This window comes from Variovorax sp. VRV01, assembly GCF_014852545.1.
Lineage (GTDB): Bacteria > Pseudomonadota > Gammaproteobacteria > Burkholderiales > Burkholderiaceae_C > Variovorax > Variovorax beijingensis_A.
The window spans coordinates 14,193-35,357 of record NZ_JACVBS010000017.1; the positions used below are offsets into that span (position 1 = coordinate 14,193).

At 64.7% G+C, this 21,165-nt stretch carries 24 protein-coding genes and 1 pseudogene; 18 read left to right on the forward strand and 7 right to left on the reverse strand.

Going from position 1 to position 21,165, the window contains the following annotated elements:
• Positions 1-188: 188 nt before the first annotated feature.
• Positions 189-470 carry a YlcI/YnfO family protein gene (locus IB278_RS25365; RefSeq protein ID WP_192326341.1) on the forward strand — a complete coding sequence of 94 codons (282 nt, stop codon included), beginning with the start codon at positions 189-191 and terminating at the stop codon, positions 468-470.
• Positions 467-793, forward strand: coding sequence for a type II toxin-antitoxin system RelE/ParE family toxin (locus IB278_RS25370; protein ID WP_192326343.1), 327 nt, complete (start codon positions 467-469; stop codon positions 791-793). The genes IB278_RS25365 and IB278_RS25370 overlap by 4 nt, the downstream gene beginning before the upstream one ends.
• A 356-nt stretch (positions 794-1,149) precedes the next feature.
• Here IB278_RS25370 and IB278_RS25375 read toward each other — a convergent pair whose 3' ends face one another.
• Positions 1,150-1,578: a GNAT family N-acetyltransferase gene (locus IB278_RS25375; protein ID WP_192326345.1), complete on the reverse strand. Its 429-nt coding sequence runs from the start codon at positions 1,576-1,578 to the stop codon at positions 1,150-1,152.
• Between the two features lie 96 nt (positions 1,579-1,674).
• Between IB278_RS25375 and IB278_RS25380 the strand changes: the two genes are divergently transcribed.
• The 8 genes and pseudogenes from IB278_RS25380 to IB278_RS25415 all read left to right on the forward strand — a co-directional run bounded on the left by IB278_RS25380 (position 1,675) and on the right by IB278_RS25415 (position 7,587).
• Positions 1,675-1,899: a hypothetical protein gene (locus tag IB278_RS25380; RefSeq protein WP_192326347.1), complete on the forward strand. Its 225-nt coding sequence runs from the start codon at positions 1,675-1,677 to the stop codon at positions 1,897-1,899.
• 284 nt (positions 1,900-2,183) lie between these two features.
• Positions 2,184-2,783, forward strand: a complete 600-nt coding sequence (locus tag IB278_RS25385) for a TetR/AcrR family transcriptional regulator (RefSeq protein WP_192326348.1) — start codon at positions 2,184-2,186, stop codon at positions 2,781-2,783.
• A 41-nt stretch (positions 2,784-2,824) separates the two neighbouring features.
• A complete protein-coding gene (locus IB278_RS25390) occupies positions 2,825-3,346 on the forward strand; it encodes a DUF2147 domain-containing protein (protein ID WP_192326351.1) in 522 nt (173 codons plus the stop codon).
• On the forward strand, positions 3,343-4,344 hold the full coding sequence (locus IB278_RS25395; protein ID WP_192326353.1) for an NADP-dependent oxidoreductase: 1,002 nt from the start codon (positions 3,343-3,345) through the stop codon (positions 4,342-4,344). Before IB278_RS25390 ends, IB278_RS25395 begins: the two co-directional genes overlap by 4 nt.
• Before the next feature lie 49 nt (positions 4,345-4,393).
• A complete protein-coding gene (locus IB278_RS25400; protein ID WP_192326355.1) occupies positions 4,394-5,098 on the forward strand; it encodes an SDR family oxidoreductase in 705 nt (234 codons plus the stop codon).
• Positions 5,099-5,935: an alpha/beta fold hydrolase gene (locus tag IB278_RS25405; protein ID WP_192326357.1), complete on the forward strand. Its 837-nt coding sequence runs from the start codon at positions 5,099-5,101 to the stop codon at positions 5,933-5,935.
• Between the two features lie 449 nt (positions 5,936-6,384).
• Positions 6,385-6,579: pseudogene (locus IB278_RS33955) on the forward strand (HipA N-terminal domain-containing protein); the annotation flags it as partial.
• Between the two features lie 486 nt (positions 6,580-7,065).
• Positions 7,066-7,587 carry a Dps family protein gene (locus IB278_RS25415; RefSeq protein WP_225613163.1) on the forward strand — a complete coding sequence of 174 codons (522 nt, stop codon included), beginning with the start codon at positions 7,066-7,068 and terminating at the stop codon, positions 7,585-7,587.
• A gap of 64 nt (positions 7,588-7,651) precedes the next feature.
• On the opposite strand, the gene IB278_RS25420 is transcribed toward IB278_RS25415, so the two are convergent.
• Entirely contained in the window at positions 7,652-8,386 is a 735-nt protein-coding gene (locus IB278_RS25420; protein ID WP_192326361.1) for a response regulator, read from the reverse strand.
• Positions 8,387-8,550: 164 nt separating this feature from the next.
• On the opposite strand from IB278_RS25420, the gene IB278_RS25425 reads away from it, so the two are divergent.
• The 6 genes from IB278_RS25425 (at position 8,551) to IB278_RS25450 (ending at position 15,574) form a co-directional block, all read left to right on the forward strand.
• Positions 8,551-8,940 (forward strand): response regulator, encoded by a 390-nt coding sequence (locus IB278_RS25425; protein ID WP_192326363.1) that lies wholly within the window; start codon positions 8,551-8,553, stop codon positions 8,938-8,940.
• The gene (locus IB278_RS25430) at positions 8,937-11,048 is read left to right on the forward strand and encodes an ATP-binding protein (protein WP_192326365.1); all 2,112 of its coding nucleotides are present in this window, start codon (positions 8,937-8,939) and stop codon (positions 11,046-11,048) included. Before IB278_RS25425 ends, IB278_RS25430 begins: the two co-directional genes overlap by 4 nt.
• A gap of 343 nt (positions 11,049-11,391) precedes the next feature.
• Complete coding sequence (locus IB278_RS25435; protein WP_192326367.1) at positions 11,392-12,090, forward strand: YoaK family protein; 699 nt, start codon at positions 11,392-11,394, stop codon at positions 12,088-12,090.
• 135 nt (positions 12,091-12,225) lie between these two features.
• Complete coding sequence (locus IB278_RS25440; protein ID WP_412556336.1) at positions 12,226-13,572, forward strand: Nramp family divalent metal transporter; 1,347 nt, start codon at positions 12,226-12,228, stop codon at positions 13,570-13,572.
• Positions 13,573-13,892: 320 nt separating this feature from the next.
• Positions 13,893-14,600: a VOC family protein gene (locus tag IB278_RS25445; protein ID WP_192326371.1), complete on the forward strand. Its 708-nt coding sequence runs from the start codon at positions 13,893-13,895 to the stop codon at positions 14,598-14,600.
• Between the two features lie 35 nt (positions 14,601-14,635).
• Positions 14,636-15,574 (forward strand): tripartite tricarboxylate transporter substrate binding protein, encoded by a 939-nt coding sequence (locus IB278_RS25450; protein ID WP_192326576.1) that lies wholly within the window; start codon positions 14,636-14,638, stop codon positions 15,572-15,574.
• Between the two features lie 37 nt (positions 15,575-15,611).
• Here the strand turns inward: IB278_RS25450 and IB278_RS25455 are convergent, their stop codons facing one another.
• From IB278_RS25455 to IB278_RS25460, 3 genes are all read right to left on the reverse strand, one after another.
• Complete coding sequence (locus IB278_RS25455; protein ID WP_263864268.1) at positions 15,612-15,878, reverse strand: amidohydrolase family protein; 267 nt, start codon at positions 15,876-15,878, stop codon at positions 15,612-15,614.
• Positions 15,879-15,916: 38 nt separating this feature from the next.
• Positions 15,917-16,045 carry a hypothetical protein gene (locus IB278_RS34125; RefSeq protein WP_263864269.1) on the reverse strand — a complete coding sequence of 43 codons (129 nt, stop codon included), beginning with the start codon at positions 16,043-16,045 and terminating at the stop codon, positions 15,917-15,919.
• A gap of 248 nt (positions 16,046-16,293) precedes the next feature.
• A complete protein-coding gene (locus tag IB278_RS25460; RefSeq protein ID WP_192326375.1) occupies positions 16,294-16,740 on the reverse strand; it encodes a hypothetical protein in 447 nt (148 codons plus the stop codon).
• 360 nt (positions 16,741-17,100) lie between these two features.
• Here IB278_RS25460 and IB278_RS25465 point away from each other — a divergent pair, with 360 nt between their 5' ends.
• On the forward strand, positions 17,101-17,775 hold the full coding sequence (locus tag IB278_RS25465) for a TetR/AcrR family transcriptional regulator (RefSeq protein WP_192326377.1): 675 nt from the start codon (positions 17,101-17,103) through the stop codon (positions 17,773-17,775).
• A 36-nt stretch (positions 17,776-17,811) separates the two neighbouring features.
• Here IB278_RS25465 and IB278_RS25470 read toward each other — a convergent pair whose 3' ends face one another.
• Positions 17,812-18,801, reverse strand: coding sequence for a LysR family transcriptional regulator (locus tag IB278_RS25470; RefSeq protein ID WP_192326379.1), 990 nt, complete (start codon positions 18,799-18,801; stop codon positions 17,812-17,814).
• A 49-nt stretch (positions 18,802-18,850) separates the two neighbouring features.
• Positions 18,851-19,822, reverse strand: coding sequence for a LysR family transcriptional regulator (locus IB278_RS25475; RefSeq protein ID WP_192326381.1), 972 nt, complete (start codon positions 19,820-19,822; stop codon positions 18,851-18,853).
• Positions 19,823-19,933: 111 nt separating this feature from the next.
• Here IB278_RS25475 and IB278_RS25480 point away from each other — a divergent pair, with 111 nt between their 5' ends.
• Positions 19,934-21,154, forward strand: coding sequence for an MFS transporter (locus IB278_RS25480; RefSeq protein ID WP_192326383.1), 1,221 nt, complete (start codon positions 19,934-19,936; stop codon positions 21,152-21,154).
• Positions 21,155-21,165: the final 11 nt, after the last annotated feature.

Consider the following 21,165-nt stretch of genomic DNA (forward strand, 5'->3'; position numbering starts at 1 on the left):
GCACCGGCCGTGGCCTCGGAAACATAGCGTCGGACGGGTCCGCCTGTATGCAGCCAGCCGCGGGAAATCATCGCTCGGCGGTGCGATGACCGCGGTCCGCAAACGTCGGGCCCAGACACTCGTTACCTTCCAATACCAGCGTCGGGACAAGGCGGCGAAGGCATTACAAATGTGCCACACTCGCCGCCATGAAATCGTGCACCTTGCCTGCCGTTCGCGTCGAGCCGGAACTGCGTGCCGAATTGGAATCGGTCCTGGGTAAAGGAGAAACCATCAGCACCTTTGTGGCCGATGCCGTGCGCCGGGCAGTCGACTTCCGTCGAGTCCAGACGCACTTTCGCGCGCGCGGCGAGGCCGCTTGGCAGGACTACTGGCGAACCGGTGTTTCGCACCCCGTGGACGAGGTGTTTGACCGCCTCCAGGCCCGCATCGATGCACGACGTCGCGAATTGCAAAGCCCCAGCACGTGACTGAGTTGTTCGGGGTTGAGAGGACCCCGCAGGCCGAGGATGAGCTTGAACGGTTGTTCGAGTTCCTCGTCGAATGGTCAGAGACCTGGGAGGAACTGGACCAAGCTCAGCATGTTTTGCACCAGCTTCGCACCGGCATCAAGAAGCGGCTGGCCGAGAATCCTCGGGCGTATCGGAAGGCGGGAGATGGCAGGCGTACAACGCGCCGAGAGTTGATCGCAGGCCTTGGTTCCACAGGCCATGTGGCCCTTTGCGAAATCCTTCCGGGGCGGGAGGTCAAAGTGTTGGCCGTTCGTCATCAGCGCGAAGAGGATTACCACTGAGCCCCATGCGGCTGTACGCGCGGCGGGCGTGCGGCAGAATTTCGGCCATAACCAGCCTTCACTGCTCCGGCAGAATTCGCCCAAGAGAGGCTTCTCGACCCCGTGGCAGTGCCCATCAAGAGGCGCCCGCCCACCGATGCCACCAGACAGAGAAGGCGACTCAACGCAAGGATTGACGGACAAAAATGCCGCTTGCTGCACGAAAACCCCACGCCGGCAAGTCGCTCACTCCGGCCCTTCTCCAGTCTTCATGTTCAGGTCAGCCTCGATGGTCATGCTTCCGGAGTTGAGGGGCGAACTGGCAGGCGGCCGGGAACGTTCGGTGTTGGCCGGCAGCCAAAGCAAGCCTGCGCTGCTCAGCGCGCCAGCGTCTTCTTCATGGACGCCAGGTAGAAGCCGTGCGCGTAGCCTTCAATGCGCGCGTACTCCTCGTAGCCGTGCTTCTGGTAGAACGCGCGCGCCTGCCACTCGAAGGTCTCGAGCTTGGCGTTCGTTGCGCCCAACTCGATGGCTTGCCGCTCGGCCTCGGCGAGCAGACGGCTGCCCAGGCCCGAGCCGCGTACGTCCGCTTCGACAAACAGCACGTCGATGTGGAGCCAGCAGAGGAACACGAAGCTTCGCAGTCCGCCGAGCAGCCGGCCGTTCCCGTCCCTGGCGTTGAGGCGGATATACCGCTGCTCGGGATACTCGCCCACGAAGCCGTAGTTGAAATGGCGCAGCCGTCGACCGAGCTCGCCCGATTTCACTTCCTCTTGTGTCGCTTCGGCGATGGTCCAGGCTGTCATGGAAGGCTCAGGATGTTGCGGGCGGCCATTCTGCCCGGTCTTCGGGTCGGCCCCGGGCCGGTGGCCGTCCTTCCACCGAAGGCGCTGAGCCTCCGAATGGAAAGACGTTCAATCCTCGTCCTTGTCTGGCGGCACTCGCTCGATGACCCACTTCGCGCCAGGACCCTCTCGAGCGGCCTGGAATCCGGGCGCAAGGTCGGCAAGTTCAACTATCGCCGGATCGATTTCCAGGACATGGTCGAGCCCGGCAAGAGCAAGGTCGTCCAGCGCTTCACTTATCCCGTCCAGGAACTGCCACCCGTGATCATCCTCGTCATGTGAAACCAGCAGGATTGGGCTGCTTCGATCCAGGACGCTTTTCGAGAAGACCGTCGCGCAGTTGCGCGGTTGATCGAATGGCCATTTCATGATGTCGTTGGCATTTTCAGATGGGCTGTGGTTGAGTGTCGCTTCAGGTCGACCTGCTGCGCGCCACGAAAGCGATACCCATCCGGTTGGCCGCATCCCCCTACGTCAGAGATCGGTGCAATCGTCCTGCCGCAGCAACCCTGCTGCGGCCATGGCCGGATCGACCCTGCGCGCTTGCGTCTTGCCTAGTAGATTGTATGATACGCATCATGCGAAATACAAAGCACAGCGTCAGGGCAGCGGCCAAGGAGGCCTCGCACGAGCGCATCGTGTCCGTGGCTGCCCGGGCGATCCGGCGCAGCGGCTACGACGGCACCGGCGTGGCCGACATCATGAAGGAAGCCGGCTTGACCCATGGCGCCTTCTACGCCCACTTCCCGTCGCGCGAGGCCATGCTGGCCGAAGCCGCGGGCCGGGCCTGCGCGGAATCGGCGGCCGCGGTGGCGAAGGTCGCCTCCGAGGCCCCCCCCGGGCAGGCCCTGGCCGCCATGCTGGGCGCCTATCTCTCGCCGGAACACGTGGCGCGGGCGGAAACGGGGTGCCCACTGGCCGCGCTGGGCTCGGAAACGCCGCGCCAGGCCGCCGAAGTCCGCCGGGTGACCACCCGGCACGTCAAGGAAATGATCGATCTCGTCGCGCGCCAGTCGCCCGACTGGGGACAGCCCGCCGCACATGAACGCGCACTCGTGACCGTCGCCACCATGGTGGGCACCTTGCTGCTGGCGCGTGCGGTCGACGATCCGGCGCTGTCGGACGGCCTGTGCGAGGCCGCGCTGAAGCACCTGGCTCCGGCCTGAATCCGCCACCGCGGCACGAATCCTTTTTCTCGCCAACAAATATGATGATTATCATGCGACATGAACGACGTCCGGCCGGCGGCCCCCGCGCGCTCCCGCTCCTTGTCGTGCTCGCCTTCCAGGGCCTCTCCGCGGCCGCAGCGCTCGCGGCGATGCCGGCCCGTGCGGACCAGACATCGCCCGTTGGCCTGTGGAAGAACGTCGACGACGTCAGCGGCAAGCCGCGCGCGCTGATCCGCCTCACCGAGTCGAATGGCGTTCTCCAGGGAAAGATCGAGAAGGTGTTCCCGGCCCCGGACGAAGACCCGAATCCGACCTGCGACAAGTGCGAAGGCGCCAACAGGAACGCACCGATCGTCGGACTGGTGATCCTCAGCGGCCTGAGCAAGGAGGGCGACGAATATGCCGGTGGCCAGATCCTCGATCCCGACAACGGCAAGGTCTATCGCAGCACCGTACGCCTGACCGACAACGGCAAGAAGCTCAGCGTGCGCGGCTACATCGGTGTGCCCATGCTGGGCCGTTCACAGACCTGGATACGCCAGGAACAAGGAAGACCATGAAAGCATTTGTTCTCGATCGATACGCCAAAAAGGGGGCGCTGCGATCGGCAGACGTGCCGATGCCGGAACTGCGCGACGACGAAGTCCTGGTCGAGGTGCATGCCGCCGGCCTGAACGTGCTGGACGCCAAGATCCGGGATGGGGAGTTCAAGCTCATCCTGCCGTACCGCCTGCCCCTCGTGCTGGGCCATGACGTGGCCGGCGTCGTGGCCAAGGTCGGCCCCCGCGTGCAGCAGTTCAAGCCGGGCGACGAGGTCTATGCGCGGGCGGACGATTTCCGGATCGGCACCTTCGCCGAGTTCGTCGCAGTCAAGGAGGCATCGCTCGCACCCAAGCCGCAGGGCCTGACGATGGAAGAAGCCGCGTCCATTCCGCTGGTGGCCTTGACGGCCTGGCAGGCGCTGGTCGAGAAGGCCGGGCTCAAGAAGGGACAGAAGGTCTTCATCCAGGCGGGCTCCGGCGGCGTCGGCACCTTGGCGATCCAGCTGGCCAAGCACCTGGGCGCCACCGTCGCCACGACCACAGGCCCGACCAATGTCGCGCTCGTGAAGCGCTTGGGCGCGGATGTCGCCATCGACTACAGGACGCAGGATTTCGAGGATGTGCTGCGCGACTACGACGTGGTCCTGAACAGCCAGGACGGCAAGACGCTCGAGAAATCCCTGCGCGTGCTCAGGCGCGGCGGCAAGCTCATCACCATCTCCGGCCCACCCGATCCCGAGTTCGGCAAGCAGATCGGCGCGCCCGGTTTCGTGAAGCTGGTCATGCGGCTGTTGAGCGCAGGCGTCCGGCGCAGGGCCCGAAGCCGCGGCGTCGATTTCTCGTTTCTCTTCATGAAGGCGAACGGGAGCCAGCTGCGCGAGATCACGCGCCTCATCGAGGCTGGCGCCATCCGCCCCGTGGTGGACCGGGTCTTTCCGTTCGATTCCACCAATGAAGCCCTGGCCTATGTCGAAGCGGGCCGCGCCAAGGGCAAGGTCGTCGTCAAGCTCAAGTGAGCCCCGTTCATTTCCTGTCCGTTTCTTTTTTTTTTTTTGGAGACTCCTCATGAAGATCGAAAATTCCGTCGCCCTTGTCACGGGCGCCAACCGCGGCATCGGCCTGGCGTTCGCGCACGAGCTGCTGGCCCGCGGCGCGCGCAAGGTTTACGTGGGCGCTCGCAATCCCGAAACCGTGACCCAGGCCGGCGTCCAGGCGCTGCGCCTGGACGTCAACAACCCGCAGGATGTGGCCGCTGCCGCGGCACTGGCGACCGATGTGACGCTGGTGGTCAACAACGCCGGCATTGCGCAGCCGGGCGGCTTTCTCGCGGACGATAGCGAAGACACGGCACGCCGCATTTTCGAGACCAACTTCTTTGCCGTGCTGCGCATGAGCAAGGCCTTTGCCCCCATTCTCAAGGCCAACGGCGGCGGCGCACTGCTCAACGTCCTGTCGATCGCCTCTTGGGTGAACGGCGGCGAGCTGGCGGCCTATTCGGCAAGCAAGTCGGCCGCGTGGTCGCTCACCAATGCTTTGCGCAGCGAACTGGCGGCGCAGAAGACGCAGGTGCTGGCGCTGCACATGGCCTATGTCGATACCGACCTCACGCGCGGGTTCGATGTGCCGAAGACGAGCCCCGAATTGATCGTGAAGCGTGCGCTCGACGGGCTCGAATCGAATCTCGACGAGGTGCTGGCCGATGAACTCACCCAGCAAGTCAAGCTCGGGATGACGGCGCCGAGGCCCAGCTACCTTCCGCAGGTGGCCTGAGTGCACCGCTGGACGGACGTTCCAACGAAGTCCATCTCGGCCGGTGGCGTGGACTTCGCCTACCGCGAACTGGGAGCGCACAAAGGTGCAACCCCGGTGGTGTGCCTCGTTCACCTCGCGGCCGTCCTGGACAACTGGGACCCTCGCATCATGGACGGCCTCGCCGCGAAGCACCACGTGATCGCCTTCGACAGCCGCGGCGTCGGCGCGTCGAGCGGCTCGCCATCCGATTCGATGGAACAGATGGCGGACGACGCCATCGCCTTCATCAAGGCAATGGGCTTCGCGCAGGTCGACCTCTTCGGCTTTTCGATGGGCGGCATGATCGCCCAGGAAATCGTGCTGAAGGAGCCGCAGCTCGTGCGCAGGATGATCCTCGCGGGCACCGGCCCCGCGGGCGGCAAGGGCATCAGCACGGTGGCCAGGGTGTCGCACTGGGACCTGCTGCGGGGCCTCGTCACCGGCCAGGACCCCAAGCAGTTCCTGTTCTTCACGCGCACGCCGGGCGGCATCGAGGCCGGCAAGGCCTTTCTCGCGCGATTGAAGGAACGCTCGGACCACCGCGACAAGAAGATCACGATCGCCGCATACCTGGCGCAGCTGCGGGCACTGAAGGCCTGGGGCCGCAAGAGGCCCGTCGATCTTTCGGCAGTCAGGCAGCCGGTGCTCATCGTCAATGGCGACGACGACCGGATGGTCCCGACATCGAACTCGCATGAACTGGCTCGGCGGCTTCCGAACAGCACGCTCTTCATCTATCCCGACGCCGGCCATGGCAGCGTGTTCCAGTTCCATGCCGACTTCGTACCCAGGGCGATCGAATTCCTGGGCCGGTAGAGTTCCGAGGACGGCGCTTCCGGCCGGTTGCCCATCGCATGGGTATTCATTGAATTACCCGTGTGATGGGTTTTTGACAGATACCCATTGGATGGGTAATCTCAGGGATACCAACCTCATTGGTATCAACACGCGGCAAGTCCTTTCGGTTTCCTCCCAGCTCGGCGTGCTGCTCTGGGCCGCGCGCAAGGAGGCAGGCATCTCACAGGTGAAGCTGGCCGAGCGGCTCAGCATCAGCCAGGCCGCATGTCCCACATGGAGCTCAACCCCGGCTCGGTGAGCCTGGAGCAACTGCTGGCGCTCTTCGGTGTGCTGGGCCTCGAGATCACGGTCGGCTCGAAAAATCCAGCAAAGCGCTCGACTGCGCAAGCACCAGATGCCGGCCACCCGAGCGCAAGACACGTCGCCAACGAGCAGCCGGCTCCGGAGTGGTGGCGCGTCTATCGAACATGCCGGCGCTTTCCATCTGGGCCAACGGCGAGCGCGTCGACAGTCAGGCCATGCGCGACCGCATCGCGAGCCGCTCCAGGACACGCACGGCGCAGCCCTTCGACCTCCTGCAGGCCATCTGCCGCGATTGCGTGGGCGCCATCCAGTTGCTGGGCGAAGACGACAGTCCGGCGGATGTCGATCGCATCGAGGGGCGCCAGCAGATCGAGAAAGCGCATGTCACTGGCCGCGACGGTCAATTCCGCGGCTGGCCGTCTGGCCATCGGGCTGTGCGTGCGGCGGGCTCGATGCGGGTCTGGGAGGCTTGCATGGGAGGCTACTCGGCGGATGAATCGGGCGGCGAAGCCTCATCGCGCGAGATGCTGCTCGCAGCGCGGTTTCATGCAGGCTGCGAAATATTTCATCTGCAGCGCAGCACGACGAAGAGCCGGATGCGCATCTCCTCGTCGTCGATCGCCTCGAGGCGGAATCGAAGGTGTTGCCCGGCACCGCGTCGCTCGTGACGCCGACGTTCACCAGCGTGTACGGCGAGAGGGAATTGCATCTGCAACATCGCCGCCTCAAATGAAATGACCCGGCAACCGGCCCACCGCAAAGTACACCCATGGACCACCGGCTAAGCATCGGCAAGTGGTCCATCCACCCATCCGATGCAATCGATACAACCTGCAGGCCCTTCCATGACCATGACACCCGAATCCACCATCAGCCGCCACCAAGCGCCATTGCACACGCCGACGGCGCTCGGTACCGAAGCCCGACGCGACATCGGCGGCGGCCTCTCGGCCCTGCTGGCAGACAGCTTCGCGCTGTACCTGAAGACCAAGAACTTTCACTGGCACATGTCGGGTCCGCACTTTCGCGACTACCACCTGATGCTGGACGAGCAGTCGGACCAGATCTTCGCCATGGCCGATCCCATTGCCGAGCGTGCCCGCAAGCTCGGGGGCGCCACGCTGCGCTCCATCGGCGACATCACGCGCCATCAGCGCCTGTTGGACAACGATGCGCCGTTCGTCACACCGGCCGACATGCTGGCCGAGCTGCGCGAGGACAACCTGCGCCTGATCGACTTCATGCGCGCCACGCACGCCATGTGCGACGGCTATGGCGATGTGGCCACAGCCAGTCTGCTGGAGGTTTGGATTGACGAGACCGAACGTCGCGCCTGGTTTCTGTTCGAGAGCGGCCGCGACTTCTGATCGGCCCTTGCAAGACGCATGCAGCACGGGCGCCCACAGACGGGCATTAAGCTTCAGCGCATGTTCAGTGCAGCACCTGCACCTGCGGCTCGAACACGTAGCCTGCGCCACGTTCGGTGCGGATCATCTTCGGCGCCGCGGCATCTACCTCGATCTTGCGGCGCAGCCGCAGGATCTGCACGTCGATGGAGCGGTCGTACACCTCTGCGCCGTGCAGGCGGGACAGCTCCAGAAGCTGGTCGCGCGAGAGTACGCGCTGCGGATGCTCGCACAGCGCCAGCAGCAAGTTGAATTCGCCGTTGCTGAGCTCCACGCGCCGTCCCTCGGGCGAGGTCAGACGGCGCGCCAGCAGGTTGAGTTCCCAGCCCGCAAAGCGGTAGGCGCGGCGCTTGGTGCTGCGGCCCGCTGGCACGGCGTCGGTGCGCGCCTGGTAGCGGCGCAGCACGGCACGGATGCGTGCCAGCATCTCGCGGTTGCTGAAGGGCTTGATGACGTAGTCGTCGGCGGCAATCTCCAGGCCCATGACGCGATCGGCCTCGTCTTGCTTGCCGGTGACGATGATGACCGGCAATTCGCTGTTGTCGCGCAGGCCGCGTGCCAGTTGCATGCCGTCTTCGCCGCCTAGGCGCAGGTCGAGCAGCACCAGGTCGATCACGCTGTCCTGCAGCACCGCGGTCATCTCGTTGCCAGTGGCCACGGCGGTCACCTGGAACTCGTTTTCCGTCAGGTACGCGATCATCAGCTCGCGCAGTGCTGGGTCATCGTCGACCACGAGGATGTGGGGGGTAACGGTGTTCATGGCGCCCGAAGCGTAATTCAATCGATCCTACGGAAGCCTACCGCCAGATTACAAATGAAATGAAACATCTCGGATCTGAAATCGCGAGCGCATGCTTTTTCGCTCCAATCGAGTGGATGCGGCGGTGCACCACCACGGACGCCGGCAGGAACAAGGACAGATTCATGTCGAAAATTATTGTTATCGAGGAAGATGGCGCGATGCGCGTGCTGATATCCGAATGGCTGACCAGCGAAGGACATGACGTCCGCTCGCTATTGCGACATGGCGGCCCATTCGACGCCGCCGCGAACGCTGCGGCCGATGTCACCGTCGATCTCGTAGTTCTCGACTTGCCACACCCGCGCTCGCGCGGCGGAGAAACCGCCGGCGCCGTGCAGGCGGTGCACAACGCTTATCCGCATTCGTCGATCATTGGAATCTCGACGCAGGTGCCGCGCAGCCTGGGCAGCGACTCGGACGTGGCCCGCGCGTTAGGCGTGAGCCGACTCCTGGCCAAGCCCTGTACCCGAGATGAACTGCTTGGCGCCGTGGCGGCCACGCTCTCCGAATGATGTCGAGCGAGCGTCTACGCCAGCGAATCGTCGCGGCGGGCATTGTGCTGGTGGCAGCCTTTGCCGGTTCGGCGATCTACGATGGCTGGCGACTGCATCAGCAGATCATGTTCGCGACCGAGCGGGAACTCGGCAACCTAGCCAAAGCCCTGGCCGAGCAGGGCGCGCGCAACCTGCAAGCAGTGGACCTGCTGCTGCGTGATACTGGTGAATGGTGGGAAACCGCCGGTCAGGCATTGCCGCCCGACGAAATCTCGGCCGCGCTAGCGGCCCGTGTATCAGGTGTGTCTCAAGTGAGCGTCCTGACCCTGGTTGATCGAGAGGGCATGCAGAAGTACCGCTCACGCGTCACCGGCGAGCCGTTGGCCGATGTGTCGGACCGACCGTATTTCCAGAGCCAGCGCGAGGGTTCTGCGAGAGGTCTTTACATCAACGAGCCGGTGGTCACGCGCACCGACAGGCGCCCTGCGTTGGTCGTCTCACGCCGGCTTACCAAGCCTGACGGCAGCTTCGACGGTGTCGTCACGGCCAGCGTGACTTTGCAGGAACTGCAGGCTTCTTACTCGGCGATCGAATTGGGCGAGGGCAGCGCGCTACTGCTCACGCTCGACGACGGCACGCTGGTCGTGCGCCAGCCAGACGAACCCGGCATTCCGAGTGGACGGCGCTTCCCGGAACTGACGGGTTTCAAGGGTGGACCACTGATCGACCGCTCCGTGAGCCCCGTCGACGGCCGCGCCAAATTAGTTGCCGCCGTAGGCGTAGGTAAGCGGCCGCTCACGCTCACGATCACACGTGACGAGGATCATGCGCTGCGCCCGTGGTACGACGAGATGCAAAGCGCCATCATCCGAACGCTGCTGCTTGCAACCCTGGTCGTGGTCACGATTGCCGGGTTGCTGCGCCAACTGCGGCGCCTGGAAGCCGGAGAAGCCGAGAAGGCTGCGCTGCAGGCTCGTCTGCAAAAAGCGCAGCGACTTGAATCACTGGGAACGCTGGCCGGCGGCATAGCGCACGACTTCAACAATATCCTGGGCGCAATCCTCGGTTTCGGCGAAATGGCGCAGCAGCATGCCGCGCCGGGCAGCGATATGCGCCGCTACATCGACCGAGTGATGCAGGCCGGCGCGCGAGCACGCGTGTTGGTGCGGCGAATTCTTGAATTCAGCCGCAGCGGCGTGGCTGAGCGGGTACCGGTGAACATCCAGTCGGTGGTGGACGAGGCTCTGACCATGCTGCGGCCCACCCTACCTGATGCGATCCGTGTCGACACCCGCCTGGACGCCGGGCTGGCTGCCGTGCTGGGTGACAGCACCCAGTTGCACCAAGTCGTGATAAACCTGTGCACCAACGCCGCTCAGGCGCTCGGCGACGCGGGCACCGTCGCGATCGAACTCGATCGAGTGACCTCGCCAAAGCCAAAGCCGCTGCTGCATGGCGAACTGGCACCCGGCGACTACGTCCGTCTGGTGGTGTCGGATACCGGTGCAGGCATGTCCCCCGAGGTATTGCAGCGCGCCTTCGACCCCTTTTTCACCACCAAGAGGCTGGGCGAGGGAACCGGCCTGGGACTGTCGATGGTCCATGGGATCGTCAACGACCTGGGAGGCGCCATCGACATTGCGACCGAGCCCGCGCCAAGTCCCGGGCATGGAACGCGTGTGACGGTGTGGCTGCCGGTGTGTTGCGAGTCCGAGGCGCCGCCGGCGCGTCCCGACCCAGCCTGGCCACGGGGCAACGGGCAAGTCGTGATGGTGGTGGACGACGAGCGCCCTCTGGTCGAGTTGGCCGAGGAACTGCTCGCCGAGCTGGGCTATGAGCCGGTCGGCTTCGACTCCAGCGAGCGCGCGCTCGAGGCCTTTCTGGGCGACCAGCAGCGCTTCGATGCGGTACTCACCGACGAGATGCTTCCAGGCATGGCCGGCAGCGATCTCGCGCTGAAACTGCTCGCGGTGCGTCCCGACCTGCCAGTGATCTTGGTCAGCGGCAACGTTGGGGCAGCGCTCGAGCAGCGTGCACACGAAGCTGGAGTGGTCGCGCTGCTTCGCAAACCGCTCGGTCTGCAAGAGTTGGCCGAGAGCCTGGCCCGCACGCTTGGTTGTCGCTAAAGAAAAGCCCAAGCGCGCGGCGCTTCAGGCGGCGTTGCCGATCGGTGCGGCGCGAGGCGGCCGAGCCGTACGGACAGCCCTCGCAAGACGATGACAAGGCGCTACAAGCCCCGTCGGACGTGCAAGTGGTGCTGCGTGAGCGACTGCCCCGCTTAGCTTTGGATGCCCAGGCGAACCAAAGCGCAGCAGGCGCCATCGCTTTGGCGCGGTCCAGGGCAGGCAACGGGTCGAGCCTCGTTTGTAAGGCAGGTACGAGATGGAACCACAGCCGATCTTGCAAATGAAATCGAATGTCATCTGATTGAAGTACATCCGGCACTCGCCTTGTAGAGGATCTCCTCTCATGACCTCCAGCCCTGACCGCCCCGACCCCACGAGGGCTTTGCAAATAGCGCTGATCATGTCTTTCGTGGGCGGTTTTCTCGACGCGTACTCCTATGTGGGCTGGGATGGCGTTTTTGCTGGAGCGCAGAGTGTGAACATCATTGTGACAGCCATCGCTGTCGCTCAAGGTGACTGGCTTGCTGCTACGCGCCATCTCCCCTCCATCGCTGCCTTTTGCATGGGTGTGGTGTCAGCCGGCTCGCTTAAAACACCTCGCATGGCGTCATTGTCTGTTCGATTGGATCTTGCTGTTCTCGCTCTGGAAGGGACGATCCTGCTTTTGATCGGCATCCTCTCCCCCCTGCTGTCCGCGTCGCTCGCGACAGCGGTCATGGCCTTTGCTGCAGGCTTGCAACTGACTTATTTCGGGCACTTGCATGCCTGGACCTACAACTCCACGATGACCACTGGCAACTTGCGTAATCTGCTCGAAGCCTTGACGAGCATCACTTTCAATCGAAACGCCGCCGCAAAGGAGCAGGCGATCGCCTTGAGCAAAGCCATCGCAGCGTTCGCGGTCGGAGGAGCGGTCGGCGGCATGGCAACGCTTCAGCTTCATGGCCGCGCAATCTGCATGGCAGCACCGGTTCTGTTTGTTGGCATTTGCAAGCTCTCAGGGTTGAGCCATCGCTCTTCACCAACCGGCACGTCGGCATAGTTTCTTTCGCCCAGGCGATCCGGGGCGTTTCAACTGAAATTTGGCCTTCCGTACTGGAACAGACCTGCAACGTTCAACTGCGAGCATTGAACCATGGCTTCACCGGTAGTGAACGCCGTCAGCTTAAGGACTGCCATGCCTCCATCGAATATCGTACAGATCAACGCGCGCCTTCCGATCCAGGCGACCGCCCCCAGCTTACCTGGAGCGTATCGCTCGGTGGGTGTGCCGAGCGGCGTGGGAAACTTCTGGCGCAAGCTCGCGGCCTTCGTGGGACCGGGCTACCTAGTTGCCGTCGGCTACATGGACCCTGGCAACTGGGCCACTGACATCGCGGGCGGGTCGGCGTTCGGGTACACGCTGCTGTCGGTGATCCTGTTATCGAGCCTGATGGCGATGCTGCTGCAGTCGTTGTCCGCCAAGCTCGGGATCGTCGCAGGGCTGGATCTGGCACAGGCTTGCCGCGCCCGGTACAGCGCCCCGACTCGCGTTGCCCTTTGGATCCTCTGCGAGATTGCCATTGCCGCATGCGATCTGGCCGAAGTCATCGGAACGGCGATTGCGCTCCAGTTGCTGTTCGGAATTCCGCTCGTTGTCGGCGTCTGCCTCACCGCGTTCGACGTGATTCTGATCCTGATGCTTCACCAGCGTGGATTCCGGCAGCTCGAGGCCTTCGTGGTGGCGCTGATGGTGGTCATCGCGGGGTGCTTTGCGGCAGAGTTGCTGCTGTCGAGACCTGATCTGGCGGCGGTAGCGAAGGGCTTCATTCCGACGGCAACGATCGCCACGAACCCGGCGATGCTCTATGTAGCGATCGGCATCCTGGGCGCTACCGTCATGCCGCACAACCTGTATCTGCATTCGGCGCTCGTGCAGACACGTCGCTTCACACAGACCACAGAGGGGATGCGCGAAGCATTGCGTTTCGCCACGATTGACGGCACAGTCGCGCTGGTCTTCGCCATGTTCATCAATGCGGCGATCCTCATCCTTGCGGCGTCTGCCTTCCATGCCAACGGGCGGGGCGACGTGGCAGACATCCTCCAGGCGTATGACCTCTTGTCGCCGATGCTCGGTGGCGCTTTCGCCAGCGTGCTGTTCGCCGCGGCGCTGCTGGCCTCGGGCCAGAATTCAACGGTGACGGCGACGCTGGCCGGCCAGATCGTCATGGAAGGGTTCATCGACTTGAAGGTCGCGCCGTGGGCGCGGCGGCTGGCGACCCGGCTGCTTGCGATTGTTCCGGCCGTCATCGTCACGTTGCTCTACGGTGAAAGCGGAACCACCAAGCTGCTCATCCTGAGCCAGGTGGTACTGAGCCTGCAGCTTCCGTTCGCCGTGGTTCCGCTCGTGAGATTGACCAACGACGCGAAGCTCATGGGCGAGTTCGCCAACCGGGGTTGGGTGAAGCTCACGGCGTGGGCGGTTTCGGGCGTCATCATCGGCCTCAACCTGAAGCTCTTGATCGGCCTAGTGACCGCTTGACCGAGGCCATCGGCCTGGCATTGGCCTTGCGACCCGCGAGCCGGAAGGCACGCTGTCGCCGTCGAGCTCCCGCCATGCCGTGAAGGCCGTCCTGGCGGGGCACGTCCGAGGGCCTTGCCCGTGATCTCGTATTCGACACGGTGAAACACCTCGGCATCCACCACCTTGTCTGAATGACCTGCAATGTCATAAATATTGATAAATATTGTCCTTTCCAGACATAGTGAAGACATCGAAGATTCGGGTCGAACGCGCACCGGGGCGCCTCCCGGTGCAGCACCCGCATCCAACGATAGCCGCCACTCTGGAAGGACCTCGAATTGATCCATTTCGACCATCTTTGCCTTGCAACGCCCAATGTCTACGAATCCACCTTCAGACTCAGTCAGGAGACGGGCCTGGGCAACTACGACGGGGGCTTTTTCCCTCTCTACGGCGTCGGCCATCGCGTGATGCCGTTGGCGCCAGACGTGTACATCGAGCTTGAAAGCATCGTAGACCAGAGAAAGCTGCGAGACGGTGTTCCTTTTACGGCCTTCATGGAGCGCCAGACGCAGGAGGGCGAACGCTTCATCGGGTGGTGCCTTCGCGCGGACACTCGCGACGAACTCGACGCTTTCGCCGCACACCATCGCACGACGGTGGACGAGCGCACGACCGGCAAGGACGCCGGGCGCCAGATGATGAACGGGGCACGCGGTTTCGCGCTGCAGACACCCAGCGCGCTGACGGCATGGCCGTCGGGCAAACCCAACCTGTATTTCAAACCTGACGCAGGCGCGCATGCGGCGAGCCTGCCGGTCGTCCCCGGATCCGGCACCACCTGCGGGCGCGGCATCGCGTGGATCGAGATCGGGGAGTCCGAGACGGCGCTGGCCGCCTGGCTGGGCGATGTGGCCTCTCCTCGCGGCTTTCCCTTCGAGATCCGCTATAACGGCGGTCCAGCCGGCTTCTACGCCGTCGGCGTGGATACGGATGAAGGCATCAAGGAGATCCGGCGCGCGGCCGTGAAACTGGAGGCACCGTGAAAACGCCGCTTCGCGCGCGCGGCGTGCTGGCGCTGATGGCGACGTTGTTCGCAGCGAGCCTTGCGCAGAGCCAGACCGCCTACCCGAGCCGTCCCATCTCGATCGTCATTGGCTACCCGGCGGGGGGCAGCGTCGATGCCGTGGGGCGTGCCGTGGCCGACGGCCTCGGCAAGCAACTGGGCGCCACCACTGTGGTCGAGAACGTGGGCGGCGCCGCCGGGGCCATCGGCGTGCAGCGCGTCGTCAATGCCGCACCGGACGGTCACTTGCTGGTCTTCGGCTCCAGCAGCGAATTCGTCGCCACGCAGCTGCTCAATCCGGCACAGAAGTACGACGCCTCGAAGGACCTGGTGCCCGTGGGCTATGTCGGTGCCATTCCGCTGATGCTGGTCGCGTCCACGCAAAGCGGCGTGAAGACGCTCGACCAGTTCGTATCGGCCGTGAAGGCGAATCCGGGGAAGTACAGCTACGGAACCTCGGGTATCGGTTCGATGCTGCACTTCTCTGGCGAGCTGGTGAAGAAGCAGGCGGGGCTGTCGATCACGCACATTCCCTATCGCGGGGCGGGCAACATCGGCAGCGACCTGGCTGGCGGTGCGATCGAGTTCGCATTTCTCGGCCCCGGGGCTGCCAAGCCCTTCATCGACAGCGGTCGCATCGTGCCGATCGCGGTAACCAGCGCCCAGCGCATCGCCCTGCTGCCGTCCATTCCTGCACTGGGCGAACATCCGGCGCTCAAAGGCTACGACCTGGTGGCCTGGTATGCATTGATGGCGCCGCGCAAGACGGCGCCGGACATCGTCACGAGGCTCCAGGCCGCCCTGAAGGAATGCTTGCGCGACCCGGCCTTGCGCCAACGCCTGGAACAGATCGGCGTCGTCGTCGGCCGGGGCGACGAGAACCTCGCGCAGATCATGGCAAAAGACGCAGGCCAGTATCGGCGCATCGTCGATTTCGCGGGCATGCGCCAGTAGAACGCGCGGCTCGCGCGGGTCGATCCCGCGCGACGGGTCAGCCGCCCCTGCGGGCCGCATCGCAGATGGTCGCCCTCGACTGCGAAACCAGCTGCGCGGTGCGGCTTGCATCCTGGTTCAGCAGCCGCCCGCCGGACAGCAGCGCCTGCCCGTCCACGAACACCGTGTCGATCTCACGTGCGCTGGTTTGCATCAGGAGGTGGGTGCACAGATCGTCCTCTATCGAATCGCCGAACAGACCCTTTCGCACGAGCACGATGTCCGCACGCTTGCCTGGCTTCAGCGAGCCGAACCGGTCGGCCATGCCTAGCACTTCCGCACAGTCGATGGTTGCGCGGCGGATCAGGTCGGCGGGCCGCAGCAGGGGAATGCCTGGGCGTACCGCAGGCCAGGGCCGGTGATTTCTTCGCGGGCACGCGCCGTCAGGCCGTCGATGAAACCATGCACGGCGTACATCACGCGCAGCTGCATCAAGGGGTCCGACGCCACGTGACACCGAACGTCGCAGCCGAACACCACCGACACACCGTGCTGGGCAGCCCCCGCACCCCGTCGGCGGGTGTGCCCAGCACGTCTGCTGAAGGCGTGAAGCACAGTGGCATTCCGGTGCGCGCCATGCGTTGCAGCTCCTCGTCGGTGAGCAGATTGCCGTAAATGCCCAGCAGATCAGGACCCAGCAGGCCCTGTTCGTCCAGCGCCGCGACGTCGCCCCGGAGCGTTCAGGTGAATGCAGCGCGCTGCGCCCAGCGAGCAAGCGCGAGCTGGCCGCCCACGTTCACCGTCCCGACCGATTCGATGCCGAAGTTCACCGTCGTGCGGCTGCGCGCATCGTCGAAGCGCTCGAACACCCGCTGCGCATCCGCGAAGCGCGCGACCTCGCTGTCGAAGGCATCGGGCAACTCGCTCATGAACGAGTAGGTGAAGACGTGCCGGATACCGGACTCGCGCAGCCCCTCGATCACGGCGTCGGCATAGGCGGGCGCGCGAATGTTGTGGCAGCAGTCGATCACCGTCGTTGTGCCGTAGGAGAGCGTCTCGTGGTCACCGACGTAGCCCGAATTGAAGTTGTCGCGCGGCTGAAAGTACCGGCGCAGCGGCAACAACCGGGTGAAGTAGTTGCCCGTCCACAGGTCGGGCACATAGCCGCGAAGCACCGTCTGCCACATGCAGTTGCGCGCATCGAGATGCCCGGCAGCGCGATCATGCCCGTGGCGTCCACCACCGCTGCGCCCTCGCAGCGCGGCCCATGGCTGGACGCGATGTCCGGCGCGATCAGCACGATGGCGCCGTTGTGGAGCAGGATGTCGCATCCCCGGATCTCGCCGCATGCATCTTCCATGGTGATGACGTCGGCGTTGCGAATCAGGGTCCACTGGTTCATGGGATCATTTCCGTCGCGTCGCGTCGCGTCGCGTCGCGTTGCGCCCGCCTTGACGTGCAAGACGCCTTTGTTTATCGTCCGGTCACTTTGAAGTGGGCGGCATAATTTGTCGATCGATCAATAAACTAGAGGCATCCCGACCCACATGGCTACCAGCAAGCCCCTCGGGGTCCACGACGGCGCAGCGCCGCCGGCGCGACGGCGCCTCGCGCCGGAGGACCGTGAACACCAGATACTCCAGGCGGCAACCGCGTTCTTCGCGCGCAAGGGCTTCGATGCCAGTACCCGCGAACTGGCCAGCGAGCTGGGAATCACGCAGCCCCTGCTCTACCGCTACTTTCCCACCAAAGAGGCCCTTGTCGACCGTGTCTACGAGGACGTCTTCGTCAGGCGATGGAACCCCGAGTGGGAAGAATGGCTGGCGGACAGGTCGGTGCCGCTGCCCGAGCGGCTCAAGCGCTACCTGAAGGACTACGCGCGCTTCGTGCTGCGCGGGGAATGGGTGCGCATCTTCATCTACGCGGGCCTCAGCCGCGGCGGCATCAACCAAAAGTACCTCGCGCGCCTGCGCGAGCGACACTTCGTGGTGATTGCCCGCGAGCTGCGTCACAGCCACGGCATTCCCGAACCGCGCGACGCCCAGGAAGAAGACGAGGAGGTCGAGCTCGTCTGGGCCATGCATTCGAGCGTCTTCTACATCGGCGTGCGCAAGTGGGTCTACGAACTGCCCACCCCAAAAAATCTCGATCGGCTCATCGACATGCGCGTCGATGCCTTCATTGCCGGCGTGCCGGTCGTGCTGAAAGCGCAACGGTCCTGACAGCGACTGCAGGCCCTGCGGCCGCGCACCGAGCGCTCAGCGTTTCGAGGCACGGGGGCGAGCGCTCTCGATGCGCCCGCGCACCGGCCGGACCTGATTGTTCTTCGCCGCGGCTGCGCGGCGCACGCGCGCGGGGTGCGGCACCTGCGGCAGCGCATCGAGAAAGCGCTGCGCCGCGGGCGACACGGCCTCCGGCCGCCAGACGATCCGATACTCGGTCTGCATCTGCAGCAGCGGCAGCGGCCGCGCGACGATCATCTCACCCGCGAACTGCACCAGGCTCTCCTGGGCCGCACACAACCCGAACTCGTTGGCGACCAGTGCGAGCGCCGAGACAATGTCGCCCGCCACGCAGGCAACGCGCGGCTCGAACCCTAGCCGGCGGCAGGCCGTCATGAACTTCGCGCGCAGCGAAGGCCCGCTGCGTTCGGGCGTCACCACCCATTCCGCGTCGACGAGCATCTGCAACGGGATCTCGGCAACCTTGACCAGCGAATGTCGCTTGGGCATGAGCAACACGTAGTTCTCGGTGCTGTAGAGCCGTGACGCCAGCGCGGGGTCGGTCACCTCCTGCGTCTGCACGGCGAAGTCGAGCCGGCCGCGGCGCAGGGCTTCGAGTTGCTGAAGTTCCTCCGCGCCCTCGAACTGGAAAGCGATCGAGGGATGGGCAAACTGCACCTGCCGCGCTGTGCCGGGGATGATGCCGTTGTACAGCGCGCCGGCCATGTGACCGATCACAACCGTGCCGCCGATTCCGTCGGCCCTGCGCTGCAGATCGCGCATCAGGGTCTCGTTGCTCCTGAGTAGCTGGCGCGCATTCACCAGCAGTTCTCGACCGGCATTGTTGAGGCGCAGCGAACGGCCCACGCGTTCGAACAGCGCGAAGCCCACGCGCGCCTCGAGTTGCAGGATGGTGCGGCTCAAGGGCGACGCCGAAATGTGCAGGGCCTCGGCCGCGCGGGAAATGCTTTCGTGCTCGGCCACGCTGACGAATTGGCGGAGCATCCGAAGTTCGATCAGATGCATGCGGGTCCTGGGTCGGTCCAACGGGAAGCCGGAATTCTAGGCACGGGTCTTATGTTCCGGCCGTAGCGGTTGCGACGGGTGCGGCGGTGTCCAATGCAACGGGCACCGACTGGCGAACGAGCTCGAGGAACTGGCGCAGCTTGGCGGGATAGAACCGTGCGGGCGGGTAGGTGAGAAACACCGGAAGCGGCGGTGCCTGCCAATCGGGCACGACCTCGACGAGCTCGCCCCGCACAAGGTCGTCCTTGAAGAGCCAACTGGACCCGACGCACACGCCCAAACCGTTGAGCGCCGCGCTGCGCAGCGCGAACAGGCTGTCGGTGATCATGCGCGGGGCGATCGACAACTGCTGCCGTTCGCCGGTAGATGTGTGCACGAGGACAATCTCATTGCGGTAGAAGGTGCGCAGCGCCAGCCAGGGCCAGTCCGCCAGCATGCCAGCGTGCGCGGGGGTGGGGCGGCCAGCCAGCACGCTCGGGGCCGCCACTGCAATGCGCGGCACTTCGGAGAGCTTGCGAGCCACCACCATCGCATCGGTCACCTCGCCGACATGGATGGCGCAGTCCACGCCCTCGGCAACGAAGTCGGGTCGCCTGTCATGAAGCAGCCATTCCACGGACACCCGCGGGTAGCGGCGCAGGTATTCCGCCAGCGGGCGCACCAGCAGTGCCTGCCCGAAGGCGTGGGGGACGACCACGCGCAAAGTACCTTCGGGTTCGTTGTCGACGCCCCGCATTTCAGCGTCGAACGCGTGCCAGTCTGCCAGCATCGCCTTGGCCCGATCGAAACACCGCTCGCCGTCTTCGGTGAGCTTCATCGCGTGGGTCGATCGTTGCAGCAGCTTCACGCCGAGCCAGAGTTCCAGGGCCTGCAGGCGGCGGCTCACCGTCGGCTGCGTCGAGCCCAGTTGCACGGCCGCCGCAGACAGGCTGCCGGCCTGCACGATGTGAACAAAGGTTTGCAGAAGCTCCACGCGGTCGCTGCTGGAGGCGGTGATGTGATCTGGGCGAGCGGATGGCATGAACCCCTCTTGTATACGTCGCACGAATAAACGTTGTTCGGTTCGCGATGCTACCAATCAAGTACAGGCGAGGTCAGACTTGCGACATCGAAACGTTTAAGGGTTAACACCATGTCGCATATTCAAGATGTGCATGCATCGAATGCTTTGAGGGTCCGGCCGGCCGAACCGGCAGGACTCGCGCCCTCGCTCACCTGGATGCTGGCAGCCGGAGCTGGCTTGTCCGTGGCGTCGCTCTACTACAGCCAACCGATGCTGGGCGTGCTGAGCGCAGACATCGGCGCCTCGACACAGTCCGTAGGCCTGTTGCCGACGCTCACCCAGTTCGGCTACGCCATGGGCATCCTGTTGCTGGCGCCGCTGGGCGACCGCCGCGACAGGCGCAGCATCATCCTGATCAAGGCGGCCGTGCTCTGTGCCGCACTGTTCATGGCCGCGCTCTCGCCTTCCATCTCCACGCTCTTCGTGGCCAGCCTGGTGATCGGTCTGGCCGCCACGATGGCACAGGACATCGTGCCGGCAGCTGCCACGCTCGCGCCCGAGACGCATCGCGGCAAGGTTGTCGGCATGGTGATGACGGGGCTGCTGTCTGGCATCCTGCTCTCGCGCGTGGTTAGCGGGTTCGTCGCCGAGCACTGGGGATGGCGGTCGATGTTTGCGTCGGCCGGTGTCAGCATCGCGTTGGTCGGCCTCGTCGCCTGGTCCCGCCTTCCCCGCTTCAAGGCGACCACGCAGCTGTCGTACTTTGCGCTGCTTCGCTCGCTCGGCGCGCTGTGGAACCGGCACGCCGAACTGCGTCGTGCGACCTGGTCGCAAGGCCTTTTGTCTGTCGGATTCAGTGCCTTCTGGTCGACCTTGGCTGTCATGCTGCATGCAGCGCCTTTCCACCTCGGCGCCGCAGCAGCGGGCGCGTTCGGCCTGGCGGGTGCAGCCGGCGCGCTCATCGCGCCGGTGGCAGGCCGCATCGCTGACCGGCACGGTCCCGCACTCGTCACCCGCCTGGGCGCGGGTCTGGTCGTCGGGTCTTTCGCGGTCATGGGGCTGTCGGCATTCATGGCGCCGGGTGCACAGCTCTGGCTGCTCGTGGCGAGTGCCGTCGGGTTCGACCTCGGCATCCAGGCTGCATTGATCGCCCATCAGTCGATCGTCTACGGCATCGATCCGGGCGCACGAAGCCGGCTCAACGCAGTGCTGTTCACCGGCATGTTCATCGGCATGGCCATCGGCTCCGCGCTGGCGGCGGTGCTGTTCGCCCATTTTGGGTGGATGGCGGTCACGGCCCTTGCCACCGCTTCCGCACTCGCGGCCCTCGTCCTGCGCATGGCACGCTGATGGCTCGCGCC

What these genes read in the sequence shown, in the direction of transcription:
- IB278_RS25465 (WP_192326377.1), top strand. Translation starts at nt 17,101, where the DNA reads ATGGCTACCAGCAAGCCCCTCGGGGTCCACGACGGCGCAGCGCCGCCG.
- IB278_RS25415 (WP_225613163.1), top strand. Translation starts at nt 7,066, where the DNA reads ATGACCATGACACCCGAATCCACCATCAGCCGCCACCAAGCGCCATTG.
- IB278_RS25390 (WP_192326351.1), top strand. Translation starts at nt 2,825, where the DNA reads ATGATGATTATCATGCGACATGAACGACGTCCGGCCGGCGGCCCCCGC.
- IB278_RS25400 (WP_192326355.1), top strand. Translation starts at nt 4,394, where the DNA reads ATGAAGATCGAAAATTCCGTCGCCCTTGTCACGGGCGCCAACCGCGGC.
- IB278_RS25460 (WP_192326375.1), bottom strand. Translation starts at nt 16,740, where the DNA reads ATGTGGCAGACGGTGCTTCGCGGCTATGTGCCCGACCTGTGGACGGGC.
- IB278_RS25385 (WP_192326348.1), top strand. Translation starts at nt 2,184, where the DNA reads ATGATACGCATCATGCGAAATACAAAGCACAGCGTCAGGGCAGCGGCC.
- IB278_RS25475 (WP_192326381.1), bottom strand. Translation starts at nt 19,822, where the DNA reads ATGCCATCCGCTCGCCCAGATCACATCACCGCCTCCAGCAGCGACCGC.
- IB278_RS25420 (WP_192326361.1), bottom strand. Translation starts at nt 8,386, where the DNA reads ATGAACACCGTTACCCCCCACATCCTCGTGGTCGACGATGACCCAGCA.
- IB278_RS25435 (WP_192326367.1), top strand. Translation starts at nt 11,392, where the DNA reads ATGACCTCCAGCCCTGACCGCCCCGACCCCACGAGGGCTTTGCAAATA.
- IB278_RS25440 (WP_412556336.1), top strand. Translation starts at nt 12,226, where the DNA reads ATGCCTCCATCGAATATCGTACAGATCAACGCGCGCCTTCCGATCCAG.
- IB278_RS25480 (WP_192326383.1), top strand. Translation starts at nt 19,934, where the DNA reads ATGTCGCATATTCAAGATGTGCATGCATCGAATGCTTTGAGGGTCCGG.
- IB278_RS25430 (WP_192326365.1), top strand. Translation starts at nt 8,937, where the DNA reads ATGATGTCGAGCGAGCGTCTACGCCAGCGAATCGTCGCGGCGGGCATT.
- IB278_RS25470 (WP_192326379.1), bottom strand. Translation starts at nt 18,801, where the DNA reads ATGCATCTGATCGAACTTCGGATGCTCCGCCAATTCGTCAGCGTGGCC.
- IB278_RS25425 (WP_192326363.1), top strand. Translation starts at nt 8,551, where the DNA reads ATGTCGAAAATTATTGTTATCGAGGAAGATGGCGCGATGCGCGTGCTG.
- IB278_RS25450 (WP_192326576.1), top strand. Translation starts at nt 14,636, where the DNA reads ATGGCGACGTTGTTCGCAGCGAGCCTTGCGCAGAGCCAGACCGCCTAC.
- IB278_RS25365 (WP_192326341.1), top strand. Translation starts at nt 189, where the DNA reads ATGAAATCGTGCACCTTGCCTGCCGTTCGCGTCGAGCCGGAACTGCGT.
- IB278_RS25455 (WP_263864268.1), bottom strand. Translation starts at nt 15,878, where the DNA reads ATGGCCGACCGGTTCGGCTCGCTGAAGCCAGGCAAGCGTGCGGACATC.
- IB278_RS34125 (WP_263864269.1), bottom strand. Translation starts at nt 16,045, where the DNA reads ATGCAGCTGCGCGTGATGTACGCCGTGCATGGTTTCATCGACGGCCTG.
- IB278_RS25375 (WP_192326345.1), bottom strand. Translation starts at nt 1,578, where the DNA reads ATGACAGCCTGGACCATCGCCGAAGCGACACAAGAGGAAGTGAAATCG.
- IB278_RS25395 (WP_192326353.1), top strand. Translation starts at nt 3,343, where the DNA reads ATGAAAGCATTTGTTCTCGATCGATACGCCAAAAAGGGGGCGCTGCGA.
- IB278_RS25380 (WP_192326347.1), top strand. Translation starts at nt 1,675, where the DNA reads ATGGAAAGACGTTCAATCCTCGTCCTTGTCTGGCGGCACTCGCTCGAT.